11 protein-coding genes are annotated in these 13,477 nt (G+C 52.4%); all 11 read left to right on the top strand.

The window, feature by feature from the left end; translation table 11 throughout:
• Positions 1–259, top strand: a 259-nt coding sequence (locus SGI98_03580) for a hypothetical protein (GenBank protein MDZ4742483.1), incomplete at its 5' end; no start/stop codon positions are given.
• Between the two features lie 265 nt (positions 260–524).
• Positions 525–1,136, top strand: a complete 612-nt coding sequence (locus SGI98_03575) for a DUF6088 family protein (protein MDZ4742482.1) — start codon at positions 525–527, stop codon at positions 1,134–1,136.
• Positions 1,133–1,960, top strand: coding sequence for a nucleotidyl transferase AbiEii/AbiGii toxin family protein (locus SGI98_03570; GenBank protein MDZ4742481.1), 828 nt, complete (start codon positions 1,133–1,135; stop codon positions 1,958–1,960). The genes SGI98_03575 and SGI98_03570 overlap by 4 nt, the downstream gene beginning before the upstream one ends.
• A 441-nt stretch (positions 1,961–2,401) precedes the next feature.
• Positions 2,402–2,575 (top strand): hypothetical protein, encoded by a 174-nt coding sequence (locus SGI98_03565; protein ID MDZ4742480.1) that lies wholly within the window; start codon positions 2,402–2,404, stop codon positions 2,573–2,575.
• 188 nt (positions 2,576–2,763) lie between these two features.
• The gene (locus SGI98_03560) at positions 2,764–4,209 is read left to right on the top strand and encodes a circularly permuted type 2 ATP-grasp protein (GenBank protein MDZ4742479.1); all 1,446 of its coding nucleotides are present in this window, start codon (positions 2,764–2,766) and stop codon (positions 4,207–4,209) included.
• A 1-nt stretch (position 4,210) separates the two neighbouring features.
• Positions 4,211–5,230, top strand: a complete 1,020-nt coding sequence (locus SGI98_03555) for an alpha-E domain-containing protein (protein MDZ4742478.1) — start codon at positions 4,211–4,213, stop codon at positions 5,228–5,230.
• 60 nt (positions 5,231–5,290) lie between these two features.
• Entirely contained in the window at positions 5,291–7,819 is a 2,529-nt protein-coding gene (locus SGI98_03550) for a circularly permuted type 2 ATP-grasp protein (GenBank protein MDZ4742477.1), read from the top strand.
• Between the two features lies 1 nt (position 7,820).
• Positions 7,821–8,732 (top strand): transglutaminase family protein, encoded by a 912-nt coding sequence (locus SGI98_03545; protein MDZ4742476.1) that lies wholly within the window; start codon positions 7,821–7,823, stop codon positions 8,730–8,732.
• Positions 8,733–8,735: 3 nt separating this feature from the next.
• Entirely contained in the window at positions 8,736–9,602 is an 867-nt protein-coding gene (locus SGI98_03540) for a transglutaminase family protein (GenBank protein MDZ4742475.1), read from the top strand.
• On the top strand, positions 9,599–11,866 hold the full coding sequence (locus SGI98_03535) for a transglutaminase family protein (GenBank protein MDZ4742474.1): 2,268 nt from the start codon (positions 9,599–9,601) through the stop codon (positions 11,864–11,866). The genes SGI98_03540 and SGI98_03535 overlap by 4 nt, the downstream gene beginning before the upstream one ends.
• 81 nt (positions 11,867–11,947) lie before the next feature.
• Positions 11,948–12,535: a GNAT family N-acetyltransferase gene (locus SGI98_03530; protein ID MDZ4742473.1), complete on the top strand. Its 588-nt coding sequence runs from the start codon at positions 11,948–11,950 to the stop codon at positions 12,533–12,535.
• Positions 12,536–13,477: the final 942 nt, after the last annotated feature.

The raw sequence follows: 13,477 nt of genomic DNA, 5'->3' as shown, positions 1-13,477 counted from the left end.
GAAGTATGGCCAAGGATTTTCGGTCACCAATCTCCAGAACTTCCGGAAATTTCACCAGGCATACGCCCAGCGGCTGCCTCAAATTCAGCACCCGCTGGGGATCAAATTCGGTTTAGGTGGTGCAACTCCGCCAATTCAGCACCCACCGGGCGCAGAATTGCCAGCCTTCTCCCCGCAGGTCACCTGGTCGCACTACCGCGCCCTGCTGCGGGTAATTCCTCCATCGGCCTCTGGTTTCTCGGGGAAAGGATTAAAGTAGCACGGGCGCCCTCGCCCGCTGGGATCGGGAAAAACATGGCCAAGATGGCCGTGCCACCCTCTCCGCGCGACCTCTGGTTCCTGTCAATAACGGCCTTCAAATACCGGATACGTTCGGATGATGAATATGGAATTAAATACCTCCCAGAATAACACTGATACTCATTCAGAATTCAGCCTTCATCAAAGATGACCCGCAAAAATAAGGCGCATTATTTTCACAAAATGGCCGTGCAATTTGTGAAAATATAGTCCAAACTAAGTTCATGGAATCTATTGAAGATAAAGCAGTTAAAAGAGTTTATGCTAACCATAGGGGTTGGGCATTCTCTAAAAATGACTTTTTAGACATCGGAGGGGATGATTCCATTCGCCAGGCATTGACGAATCTGGAAGCGAAAGGAACGGTTCGACGGGTGTTCCGTGGCTTATACGACTACCCTCGAGTGAGTAAACTGATCGGAGGCCCGATGGAGCCGGATCTCCGGCAGGTGGCGCAGGCGTTGGCGCGTAAATCGGGTTGGCGCATCCAGCCGTCAGAAAATACGGCCCTGAATATTCTAGGGCTCTCCACCCAGGTCCCGGTACAGGCAGTCTACCTTTCCGACGGACCCAGCAAGACGTTCCTCATCGGAAAGCGGGAATTAACATTCAAGAAACGGATTTTGAAAGAATCCGGGTTTAAACACAGTGAAAGTGAACTCATCGTGCAGGCACTGAAAGCTTTGGGACAAAAGCGAATCACTGCCGAAATCCGAAAGAAGCTTAAAGCTGCAATCCCCTTACCCAAGTGGGAAAAAATCCTTCGGGATACCCGGACGGCTCCAGCGTGGGTATGTGACGTCATACGAGCCGTGGCCAAGGAGATGCAGTCATGAATCGTGTGGCAGCACTCCCAGAGAAAGATCGGAATGAACTTTTTACGCTGACGGCGGAAAAGCGCGGCATGGGAACGATTGGCATCGTGGAAAAGGATTTCTGGGTCTGCTGGACGTTGAAACATTTATTTGAACATCCTATCCTGTCCGGCCAACTCGTCTTCAAAGGAGGCACCAGCCTATCAAAAGTCTATGGACTGATTGACCGCTTTTCTGAGGACATCGACTTGGTACTGGATTGGAGAGTCGCTGGTGGAGGACAAGACCCGATGAGGGAACGTTCGACGAAGAAACAGCAAAAATTTAATAAGGCACTCAACGAGTGGGCCTGTGTCTACATCGCTCAAACCATGCTGCCACTTCTGAATGATGCGCTCGGTTCACATTGCAGCCTAGAGGTCAAACCTGACGAAAAAGACCAAGGGCACATTATCCGGGTGGAATATCCGAAAACGTCTCATGCGGAGGGCCTGCTGCCTTACATCCAACTGGAGATCGGACCTTTGGCGTCCTGGCTGCCACATTCGGAGCATACGATCACACCATACGCCGCGGAGGATTTCCCTGAGCAATTCGATGAACCGCGCTGCTCTGTTCGTGCGATCAATGCAGAGCGCACGTTCTGGGAAAAAGCGACCATACTACACCATGAAGCCCACCGCCCCGAGGAGTCAGTCGTTCCCGAGCGCTATTCGCGCCACTACTACGACCTTTGCCTCATGGCATCCGACGAGAATCTGAAAAGAACCGCATTGGGAGATTTGGCACTGCTGGCTGATGTCGTTCTGTTTAAGAAAAAAATTCTACCCTCGCAGCTGGGCTAACTATGAAGCGGCAAAGTCTGGCACGCTTAAACTGATCCCGCCCGATCATGTGCTCGATGCGATGCGTAATGATTATGTCGCTATGCAGGATATGATTTTTGGACGTCGCCCATCATTTGATGATATCATTACCTCATTAACCGATTTGGAAACGGAGATAAATAATCGATGAAATTCACTGAAGCCCGACTCGAAGCCGCGATCATCGACCTCCTCGGAGCCGAAGGCTACCCGCGTGTGCTCGGTGAAGCGATTGAGCGGCAGTTCACGAGAAGTTCTGATCAAAGACGATCTGCGGACCTTCCTGCACAGACAATACGGAGACGAAGTCTATAAAGAGATTTTCGAATAGGTAGAGAACTTTAAGAAGTATCAGACTTCGTAAAAAAACGCAGGAATAGGGGCCAAAATTTGGGACATTCCATTTAGATGACGGTTCTTGTGGATCACGAGCCCCCCCCAGAGCAAATTGCTGCGGGTAATTCCTCCATCGGCCTCTGGTTTCTCGGGGGAAGGATTAAAGTAGCACGGGCGCCCTCGCCCGCTGGGATCGGGAAAAACATGGCCAAGATGGCCGGGCCACTCTCTCCGCGCGACCTCCTCGCGAACCAATGAGCCCGAAGAATAGGATTTGAGGGGTGCTTCATATCCCCGGAGCAATTTGCGGCGGCTAAAATATTTCCTTTTGCGGGGGGGGGGCGATAAAAATGAATTCGCGATTTTTACTATATAAGCTGGCACGTGATTTGCTCTTCTCAATGTTCTGATTTTCAATATGCTATAAATGACAAGGTCCATAATCCATGAAGAACTCTTTTGATCAGTATAAAACGGAAGGCTTTTTTGACGAGGCTTTCGATGCAAATGGCCGGGTCAGGCCCCATTATAAGAAGTTGATTAAGAGATTTAACCAGCTTTCGCATGATGAATTTGACCAGCGCCGGTTATTGGCGGATACCTTCTTCCTCAATCAGGGGGTGACGTTCACGGTTTATTCCGATAAACAGGGGACCGAACGGATTTTCCCCTTTGACCTGATGCCCCGGATCATCCCGGACAATGAATGGAAACGCATCGAAAAGGGTCTGATCCAGAGGATCACCGCCCTAAACCTCTTTCTTCACGATATTTATCACGGCCAAAAAATCATTAAGGACAAGGTCATCCCGGAGTATTACATCCGGGAAGCGAAACATTTCCGGCCGGAATTCATGGGATTTAATGTCCCGCGTAATATTTATATCCATATCTGCGGCACGGACTTGATCCGGGACAATAACGGGGAATACCTCGTCCTCGAGGACAACGGGCGCACGCCCAGCGGGGTGTCTTACCTGCTTGAGAACCGAAATACGCTGAAAAATATTTTCCCGGCACTTTTCGAGCATTATTCGGTACGCCCGGTGGAGAGTTACCCACAGGAGCTGCTGAAATTACTCCAGTACATCTCGCCACACCAGAGGCCTGACCCCAATATGGTGGTCCTGACCCCGGGCATTTATAATAGTGCGTATTTCGAGCATTCTTTCCTCGCCCGGCAGATGGGCATCGAGATCGTCGAAGGGCGGGACTTGACCGTCCAGGATGACCACGTGTATATGCGCACGACCAAAGGGCTCCAACATGTGGATGTCATTTATCGCCGGGTGGATGATGATTTCCTCGACCCGAAAGTCTTCCGCAAAGACTCCATGCTCGGGGTCCCCGGACTCGTCGGGGCTTACCGGGCGGGTAATGTCAGCCTGGCAAACTCCATCGGCACGGGTATCGCCGACGACAAGGTCATTTATTATTTCGTGCCAAAGATGATCAAATATTACCTGAACCAAGATCCGATCCTGCCGAATGTGGAGACATTCCTTGCCAGTGAAGAAAAGGACATGAAATATATCATGGAAAACCTGCCAAAGCTGGTGGTCAAAGCCGCCAATGAAAGCGGAGGATACGGCATGCTCGTCGGTCCGCACTCGACGAAGGCTGAGATCGAGAAATTCCGCCGCCTGATCAAGGGTAACCCCCGAAATTACATTGCCCAACCCACCATTTCTCTCTCTCGTCTGGGTTGTTATTGTGACGGGGAATTCGAAGGCCGTCATATCGACCTGCGCCCGTACATCCTTTATGGAGAGAAAGTCACGATTATCCCCGGGGGCCTGACCCGAGTCGCCCTGAAAAAAGGTTCGCTCGTGGTGAATTCCTCCCAAGGGGGCGGAAGCAAGGATACCTGGGTACTGGAAGGAGACCAATAATATGCTCAGTCGCGTCGCCGAATGTTTATTCTGGATGAGTCGTTATGTCGAGCGGACCGAGGAGATCGCCCGGTTCGTCGAGGTCAATACCCAGCTCATGCTGGACATTCCCCCGGCACAATCCCAGCCCATTAGCTTGGACTGGCTGCCGCTCGTCGAGTGCCTCGGGGAAAAGGCGAATTTCAAAAAACTGCAATATGACTCGGACCAAACAGGGGTGACTGAGTTCCTGGTTTTCTCACGGGAAAATGCGAACTCCATCGTGAGTTGTGTCGCCGCCGCCCGCGAAAACACCCGTACGGTGCGTGAGCAAATCTCTGAGGAAATGTGGGAGGAGATGAATCGCTTTTATCTCTGGCTCATTTCGAAACAATCCCGCCAACTCTTTGAGCGGAATCCCTACGGCTTTTTCCGGGAGATTGTCCGGTTCTCTAATGGATTCCGCGGGGTGACTGACTCGACCATCGACCACGGGGACGGCTGGGAATTCATCCAGATCGGGCGCTACATCGAGCGTGCGGACAAAACATCGCGTGTGATTGATGATAAATTCCACCTACTGACTCAAAAGAATAAGGATGCCGGTCGGATGATCGTGCAGTGGAATGCGATTTTGCGGAACCGCAGTGCTTCCCAAGCGTACCAACGCCGCTACAAAGCGGAGGTCGTCGCCCAACGTGTCGCGGAGCTCTTGCTGCTGTCGAATAGTTTCCCGCGATCCGTGCTGCATTGTGTGCGACGGGTGGACTGGGCTTTGCGCCGCCTATCCGGGGCGGGTGAGTGGGGCTTTCTGAACCGGCCCGAGAAAGTCAGTGGGCGCCTCATGGCGGAGCTGAGCTTTAGTGAGGTCGATGACATTTTTGCCAAAGGCCTGCACCAAGTCGTCGACGGGATACAATCCTCCTTAAATGAAGTCGGGGCCGGATTATACGAGAGTTATATCACTTATAGCCACCCCCGTTTTGTCCCCGATTCCCGTCACGGGAATGTGACCGTGCAGTTAACCCAGAGCCAACAATAAAGATCACGCGCGAGCTTGTCAGCCGGGCGTTTTCTGGTGAAGATCATCTTTTCCCTGACTATGAGCGAAGTATTCCCCATGACCAAACCCGTGCTGCAATCCGCTCGTAACCGTAAGGGCACCGAGCTCGAAGAGATCGCCTTGTCCATGGGTGTGGCGCGGGGAGTCTATGATCAGACATACGGGGCTTTGCAATTACAGGCCGGGTACGCCGCACGAGTGAAATCTCAGGGCCAGCGGCTGATGGAAGAGCTCGGGGTCACCTCATTACTTTATACCGACAAAAATGATCCCGACCATGTGGTGCCCTTTGATCCCTTTCCCCGGGTGATCGACTCGAAAGAATGGTTATTCCTCCAGAAAGTGGCGACCCAGAGGATCGATATCTGGAATGCATTTTTCCGCGACATCTACGATTCCCAAGAGATTTTAAAATCAGGCATCGTGCCCTTCCAGATTATCTATGACGATCCCCGTTACCAGAGGACGGCCGTGGGCGTGCGTGTGCCGCGCGATATATATGTACACATCGCAGGCATCGATTTCGCCCGGAATCCCCAAGGCCAATGGGTCGTCATCGAAGACTCGGTCTCGAACCCCACCGGGATGAGCTACGCCATGCAAGTCCGCAATGTCCTGCGCCAGACCTGCTCAGACCTGATGGACCTGGCCGATATCAGCTCGTTAAACTCTTTCCCGACCGAGCTCCTCGAGCATGTCCGCTCGTTTGCTGTGAGCAGCCTGGGTGAACCCCGTGTGGTGATGATCTCGGCTGGTGTCTATGACCAGACTCATTTTGAAAATACATTCCTCGCCCGGCAGATGGGTATCCCCCTGGTCCGGGGCGGGGACTTGATCGTGCTGAATAACCGCGTGTACTTTAAAACCATCAGCGGCCTAGAGCCTATCGACGTGATTTATTGCCGGATGGATGATTGCCTACTGGATCCGGTTTCATTCCGTCAGGAAAGTATGGCCGGTGTGCCGGGGCTCATGACCTGTGTGCGCAAAGGCACCGTGTCGATCGTGAATGCCGCTGGCACAGGCATCGGGGATAACCGCGCGCTGATGGCATTCCTGCCCCAGATGGCGAAATTCTACCTCGGGGAGACCTTGCTCATTCCCTCGGTGAAAAGGTACTGGCTCGCTGACCATGACCAGTGTGATACGATCCTTTCGGATATCGACCAATACATGATTTTCAGGGCTGTCGAGTGCGATGACGATTTAAATAAATGGGACTGCTCGACATTTTCCCCCGAGCAAATAGCGCGGGTCAAGGACATGATCCTGTCGCGGCCACAGGATTTTGTCGCCGAGCAAAGGTGTGCAAATAGTAAATTACCCGCGATCACTGGACAGAGCCTGGATGAACGCCACTGCGGCATGAGGATTTTTGCTTTTGGCGGGCGCACGTACCGCCAGCAACCGATCTGTGCCTTGACCCGTTACGCCATCGACGCAGGTTCAAATATCATCTCCACGGGTCTAGGTGGTGGGATCAAGGACACTTGGGTGCTCAGGGGTGAAGATAAAGCCGCCGAGGAGTTACCCTTATCCTTCTCGATTCCTCAACGCCGTATGCGTCTGGGTAGCCGGATCGCGGAGAATCTTTATTGGATCGGTCGTTACATGGAGCGCGCGGAAAATATCACCCGCATCCTACGCGTGATCCTCGATGTCCAGTCGGATGAGCAGGCCCGGCGGAATCCCCAGGAATGGGCCCCATTATGGGAGGCCATGGCCACTGCTACCGGCCACCCGACGAATTTTTTCAAGAAACAGAAATTCATCCGCCGGAATGTCTTGTCTCATTATACGCTTTTGGACGGCTCAAATGCTTCCTCCGTAGCAAATTGCGTACAGTACGTGCGCGATAACGCATTAAGCACCCGGGAGGCCGTCACGCCCGAGCTGTGGGCGATCGTCCAGGACCTTTACCAGATGATGGACGAGGCCCAGGTCTGGGGAAACCAGGTCGCGACCTTGGACATGCTCCGTACCCAGGAGCTCCAGGATAAAATCCTCAATCAATTTGACGCGCTCACGGGTTGCGCAACAAAGACCATGCTGCATAATGATGCCTGGCACTTTTTGCAAATGGGCATTTATATCGAACGCGCAAAAACAACCCTCCTGCTGATGCGTCAAATCCTGGCAAAACGGGGCAGTGAAGAGTCAAAATCGGATTCCGGATTAGAAGCCCTTTTGCGGATGCTCTCGAGTCTTTATGCCTACCGCAGTTTATACCAGACCCGACCCACTGTCCAACGGGCGTCCCGTTTACTCTTGCAGGATGCGGATGTCCCCCGGTCCGTGCTTTTTTGCCTGCACCATGTTGAATTTGGACTGGAGAGTGTTTTCGGCAAAAATCGGCATGACGAAATCAATACCCCATTGAAAGTCTGCCAGAAACTCAAAAGCAAGGTGGACTTTGCCGACTTGGATATCTTTTTCTCCGGTGAAATCGGCAATAAACCCTTATCCATCGTGAAATTCATCGATGAACTCTCTAATGACACAACAAACCTGGCTGTCGTCATCGCGGATTATTACCTGCACCACCAGGCTTTTAACGTGATCCAATAAAATGTTTTTCCACATCCAACATACCACTGAATACAGTTACTCCGAGCCGGCCTCGGAATCTTTTAGCGAGATGCGTTTGCGCCCGCGGGATTCTCGCCACCAAAAGGTGTCGCGTTTCCTCACGCAAATCAAACCCTTTGTCCCGGTGGACAGTTACACCGATTATTTCGAGAATTATGTCGAGGTGGTTTCCGTGCCTTTCCGGCATAACCACCTGATCGTGAGTTCTTGCTGTGATGTGGAGACCCTGCCTTATTCCGACCCCTTGACCGGGCTGGTCCTCACCGTTAATGAGTCGCATTATTTGCAGCGCCAGAATCAAAGGACACTCCACGATTTCCTCGGTACGTCCCGGTATATCCAGTTCACCGATGAGACTTTTGCGATTGCGAAACGTTTTGTGGACTCGACATCCCCCTTTGGACCCTCGGTCAAAAATCTTAATGAATACATTTATCAGACATTTAAATACACGCCCGGGGCGACGGATGCGCATACGACCGTGCGTGATTTCCTGTCCCGTAAAGAGGGTGTCTGCCAGGATTTCGCCCACTTTATGATCTCTGTCTTGCGTTGTGCGCGCATACCCGCCCGTTATGTGAGCGGATATATCGAGACAGATTCCCTGATGGATGGCGCGGTTCATGCTCCTGATCAAGAGGATCTCGTCGGGGCGACCGCGAGCCACGGCTGGGTCGAGGTCTATGCCCCGAACGGACACTGGGTCGGCATTGACCCGACAAATAATATGATCCAGGGCGAACGCCATATCGTCATCGGTAGCGGACGCGATTACGGGGATGTCCCGCCGATGAAAGGTGTCTTTAAAGGTTCCAGTAGTCAAACACTCAAAGTCACAGTCAAAGTCGTCAGGGAAGAACCCTCCCTGTCCGATAATGAACGGATGGGTTAAATTATGATCTTAGACGTCTATCACAGAACACGATATACCTACCTGCAACCGGTGACATTTGGTATCCACCGTTGTTTCATCCGCCCGATCGAAGGCCATGACCTCAAAATCAAATCCTCGCGCCTGGACATTTCACCCGCCTACCAGATCCGTTGGGTCCAGGATGTGTTTAATAATTGTGTGGCACTGCTGACATTTGAAAAACCTTTGGATGAATTAGTTATCGAAAGCGAGGTCGTCGTCGAGCAGTTTAATACGAACCCGTTTAATTTCGTCCTCGATAGGCATGCGGTAAACCTGCCCATGCAATATACCGATGAGGAGAAACTCGATATCAGCCCTTTTCTCCTGCCATTCTCCCTCACCGACGCGGCCGATGTCCGTGCCTGGATATCCCCTTTCCTCGACATGAATGGCCAAGCCTCGACGATGAATTTCCTGACGGCGCTCAATAGCTCGGTGCCCATGTATTTTTCTTATGCCCGACGTGAAACCCCTGGGGTGCAATCTCCCTCCGAGACCCTGCGCATCCGCAGCGGGTCCTGCCGGGATTTTGCGCTCTTGATCATGGAGGCGGCCCGGACGATGGGTTTGGCGGCGCGTTTCGTCAGTGGTTACCTGTGCGGGAATGATGATGTCAGCCAGCAAGCCGCGGCGGGGGCGACCCATGCCTGGGCGGAGGTGTACCTGCCGGGGGCCGGCTGGAAAGGTTTTGACCCGACATGCGGGAGGCTCGCCGATGATTACCATATCCGTGTGGCTGTATCGCGGGAGGCCTATCAAACGCTTCCCGTCAGTGGATCTTATGTAGGCGACCCGGGCCTTTTTTCGGGCTTGGAAATCGATGTAAAAGTGCAAAAAATATCATGACTATGATCGAACATATTAATTCATTAGGCCGCGCTGCGGATGAGGTTTTTAAGAAAAACGGGGTGATCCTCACTCAAGGGGGTGAACCGACTTTTGTCCCGGAGAATACGGAGGCCGCCGAATGGAATACGGCAGCCCTAGGTCCTGAAAAAATAAAACTGGGCCGTTCACTCGTGCGGTGCTTCGCGGAGAAATCCTACCCGGGTGCGCTGGTCATGCAGACTATCGGTAAACATTATCCGGGGGAAGCCCTGCCGCGCTGGTGCTTGGGCATTTATTATTTTAAAAATGGGCAACCGTTATGGAATGGCCTCAGCCGTTTTAAATTTGACCAATCCAAAACAAAACAAACCGCTGACCCCGCCCTTTTAGTCTTATTAGCTGAGCAACTTGCGCAGCACCTCGGACTGGCGAAGGAAATGGCGCAACCCGCCTTTGAAGATGTCGAGGGACAAATGCGTTTTGCCGCAAGCAAAGGCGAGACCGTACCCCTGCCAGTATTCCACCGGGGCAAGGAATCATTTGTCGTACCGGACTTTGCTCATGCACCGGACTCCGACAAGTGGAGGACGATGTGTACACCAAAGGGATATGTGTTGCCCTTGGATTTTGAGGCCGGAAAATGGCGTTCAGAAAAATGGACTTTCGATCTCTCAGACGAGATCACACTCGTCCCGGGTGAGAGCCCGATTGGCCTGCGCCTGCCCTTGAGCAAATTACCCCAGGACACCATCCTGACAGCCCTCACCGTCCAGTATAATGACGAGGGCGACTTATGCATCTTTTTGCCTCCCGTCAAAAGCCAAGCGGCATTCCTTTCCTTGACGAAGTCCCTGAATGAAACCGTCACCGCTCTGAAGTGCCCGCCGTTTATTCTGGAGGGTTATCCCCCTCCCTCCTCAGACGAGATCGAGAAACTCACGGTGATTCCCGATCCCGGGGTCCTAGAGATTAATCTCCCCCCGACAAAAAACTGGGATGAACAGGAGCGTTTCAGCAAATTGCTTTTCCATTGCGCTGAGCAAGCGGGCCTACGTCCGTACAAATACCAATTCAGCGGGCGCAAAGTCGCCACGGGCGGGGGTTCACATATTATCCTCGGGGGCCCATCCTTGGAGGAGAATCCTTTTTTGAAATGTCCCCGGTTGCTCCCGAGTTTCCTGCGATTTTTCCAGAATCACCCGGCTCTATCATTTATTTTTACAGGGCTCTTTCTCGGGCCTTCCTGCCAGGCCCCACGTGTGGATGAGAGTTTTTACGACCTGCTCTATGAGCTGGAGATTTCCCTGCGCGCGATCGAAGCCATGCCGGCCCCGGCTTCCCCGGAAAAAATCGACATGATCCTGCGCAATTTGCTCCTCGACTGGAATGGTAATACGCACCGGGCCGAGATCAGCGTGGATAAATTTTATAATTCATACCTGCCAAATGGCCAGCTGGGCTTGATCGAATTCCGCGCATTTGAGATGATGCCCACACGGGAGCTCTTCCTCGCGCCGCACTTACTCTTGCGTGTGCTGGCGGCTTGTTTTATCCAGAGCCCGTATGAGGGGGCCCTCGTTGATTTCGAGCACAGGCTCCATGATGAATTCGCCATGCCCTATTTCCTTAAACGCAATTTGCGCTCGGTCATCGCATACATAAATGAATTTGGCTTCGACATGAGGGAAGACCTTTTTGACGGTATCATCGACTTCCGTTATCCGGTCATTGAGAAATTCAGTATTCCCGGTGCGGAGTTCATTTTGCGACAGGCGGTGGAGTCGTGGCCCGTGCTGGGTGAGCAACCCACCGCCGCCGGGACTGTGGCCCGGTGTGTGGACAGTTCGACCGATCGTTTAGAGGTATTCATCAAAGCGGAGAAAGCTTTTGAGTTCCCGGTCCTTTCGGTGAATGGTTATCGTGCCCCTCTGGTGATGCAAGGGGAACACGAAGCGGTTTGTTCCATCCGATACAGGCTCTTTGACCTGACCCACTCACTCCAGCCCCAGGTCAAGGCTCATTCCCCCCTCACCTTTGAGCTCATCGACCGCCACACGGGCAAGATCGTCCATGCTTTTGATTATTTGAATTGGAAACCTAAAGCCAGTTCTTACGACGGATTACCTCGTGATGAACGCGAGGCTCGTGAACGCGTCGCCGAAAGGTTAAGCATTTGCCCCGAGAAAAATGACCAAATCTCGGAGCCACAAGCTTTTCACAGCCATAAACGGGCTCCTTATACCCTCGACCTGCGGGCCGTACCCCTGATCAAAGAAAAGTAGAGCAGCCTTTGATGGTGGGACAGAGTGGAAAAATACCTCTAGCGCATCCACCTAAATGGGGTTATCTCGTATTAAATCGATATGACGGAGAGCCTACAGCCGGGGCAATACCCTGCACAATATGAATCCAGCGCGACTTTCCCGGGCCGGCTAAAGGCTTATGTCCGCCCGATCCGCCCCGATGACGACGGCCGGTTAAGTGCGCTTTTTGCGTCGCACTCCGTAGAAACGATTTACCAGCGGTATTTCACCCACCTCAAACAAATTCCTACCGAACTCCTCAAAAAATTTGTATCGGTGGATTATGTTAATGACATGGCCCTCGTGGCCTTTCGTAAAATCAACGGGGAGGAGAGATTCATCGCCGTTGGACGTTATTTTAAAAACCCTACGACGCAATTTGCGGAGGTCGCTGTCACCATCGATGATCCCTACCAGAAAAAAGGCATCGGTACATTCTTGCTCGAAAAGCTGAAACAAATTGCTTTGGAAAATGGCATCAAAGGTTTTACCGCCTCCATGCTCGCGACCAACCAGGGGATGATCCACCTTTTTAGCCATGTCCTAGGCAAACACGAGGCCCGTTATGCCGACGGCCTTTATTATGTCCGTAAACAATTTGCCCCGGACAAAAGAAAAGTTCCCCCCGTAAAGACGACAAAAAACTAAAGAGTGATTTTGCGCAAACGCTCAAAGGAATATTGCCCGTGTTCCCTGATTTTGTGGAGGGCAAGCGGCCCTCACTTGCCGAATGTCGGATACCGTAAGTTTGGCACAGAGGTCGGCCATCAGTTCAGATTGGTTCGTAGCGATACGAAAAAGTCGCTGATAGTAGGGTGTGAGGGTAGCCACAGATCGGGCGGGCGAGCGTATCCAACACCCGAAGGAACCCTTCACCTGCCTTGAACGCCATCGGGGCAATTTGCTCAAAAACGGCGGGGCGGGGTTTCTCGCGAAGTCTGGGAAGGCCGCAGAGCCCCGTTGCTGTCTGTCTTCTGATGTCACCATGAAACTCTGGCCCGTGGCAAGCAGGGCCGCTTGCCCTACACGCAGAGAGTCATTTCAGAGTTCAGAGAAGAATCCCAAAATGAGAGAAAAAAGTTCCTGAGGATTTAGCCTGATGGAGTTGGGAGGTTTTATCCACAGATTGCACCGACTGCCACAGATTATTTTGACTGAGGGGCCTCATGTGTTCCCATGCCAAATCGGGAAAGGTCAGGTAAATAGTTCCAGATATGTACGGAGTCACAGCGAGCGGAAGCTCGCCCTACAGCGGAAACAAATTGCGTGGAGATTCCAGAAAGGCTTGAGCCTTCCTCGATATGGACGAGCGGAAGCTCGGGTCCATCCAGTTGACGGGCAAATTGCTTTGTGATTGCGCAAAGCTTGGGGGACCTCGATCCGGATGAGCGGGAGCTCGGGGTCCCTCAGAGCAATTTGCGCGGTTTATCGGTTGCTTAGCGATTCGAACGGAAACCACCCATAAAATAGGCGATTAAAGCGATCAACAGGAGCAGACCGACGAGTCCACCTCCGATAGCTGGGCCGCCTAAATAAAAGCCGCCGCCACCGAAGAGAAGGAGTAATACGAGTAGTACAATGATTATGTTC

It is taken from the genome of Verrucomicrobiota bacterium (genome assembly GCA_034440155.1).
GTDB lineage: Bacteria > Verrucomicrobiota > Verrucomicrobiia > JAWXBN01 > JAWXBN01 > JAWXBN01.
Note: the sequence above shows the minus strand (reverse complement) of the source record. Positions and strands in the feature narration are given on the sequence as shown.

Coding starts and splice junctions, on each gene's coding strand:
- SGI98_03570 (MDZ4742481.1), top strand. CDS start 1,133: ATGAATCGTGTGGCAGCACTCCCAGAGAAAGATCGGAATGAACTTTTT.
- SGI98_03540 (MDZ4742475.1), top strand. CDS start 8,736: ATGATCTTAGACGTCTATCACAGAACACGATATACCTACCTGCAACCG.
- SGI98_03530 (MDZ4742473.1), top strand. CDS start 11,948: ATGACGGAGAGCCTACAGCCGGGGCAATACCCTGCACAATATGAATCC.
- SGI98_03550 (MDZ4742477.1), top strand. CDS start 5,291: ATGAGCGAAGTATTCCCCATGACCAAACCCGTGCTGCAATCCGCTCGT.
- SGI98_03555 (MDZ4742478.1), top strand. CDS start 4,211: ATGCTCAGTCGCGTCGCCGAATGTTTATTCTGGATGAGTCGTTATGTC.
- SGI98_03560 (MDZ4742479.1), top strand. CDS start 2,764: ATGAAGAACTCTTTTGATCAGTATAAAACGGAAGGCTTTTTTGACGAG.
- SGI98_03545 (MDZ4742476.1), top strand. CDS start 7,821: ATGTTTTTCCACATCCAACATACCACTGAATACAGTTACTCCGAGCCG.
- SGI98_03535 (MDZ4742474.1), top strand. CDS start 9,599: ATGACTATGATCGAACATATTAATTCATTAGGCCGCGCTGCGGATGAG.
- SGI98_03575 (MDZ4742482.1), top strand. CDS start 525: ATGGAATCTATTGAAGATAAAGCAGTTAAAAGAGTTTATGCTAACCAT.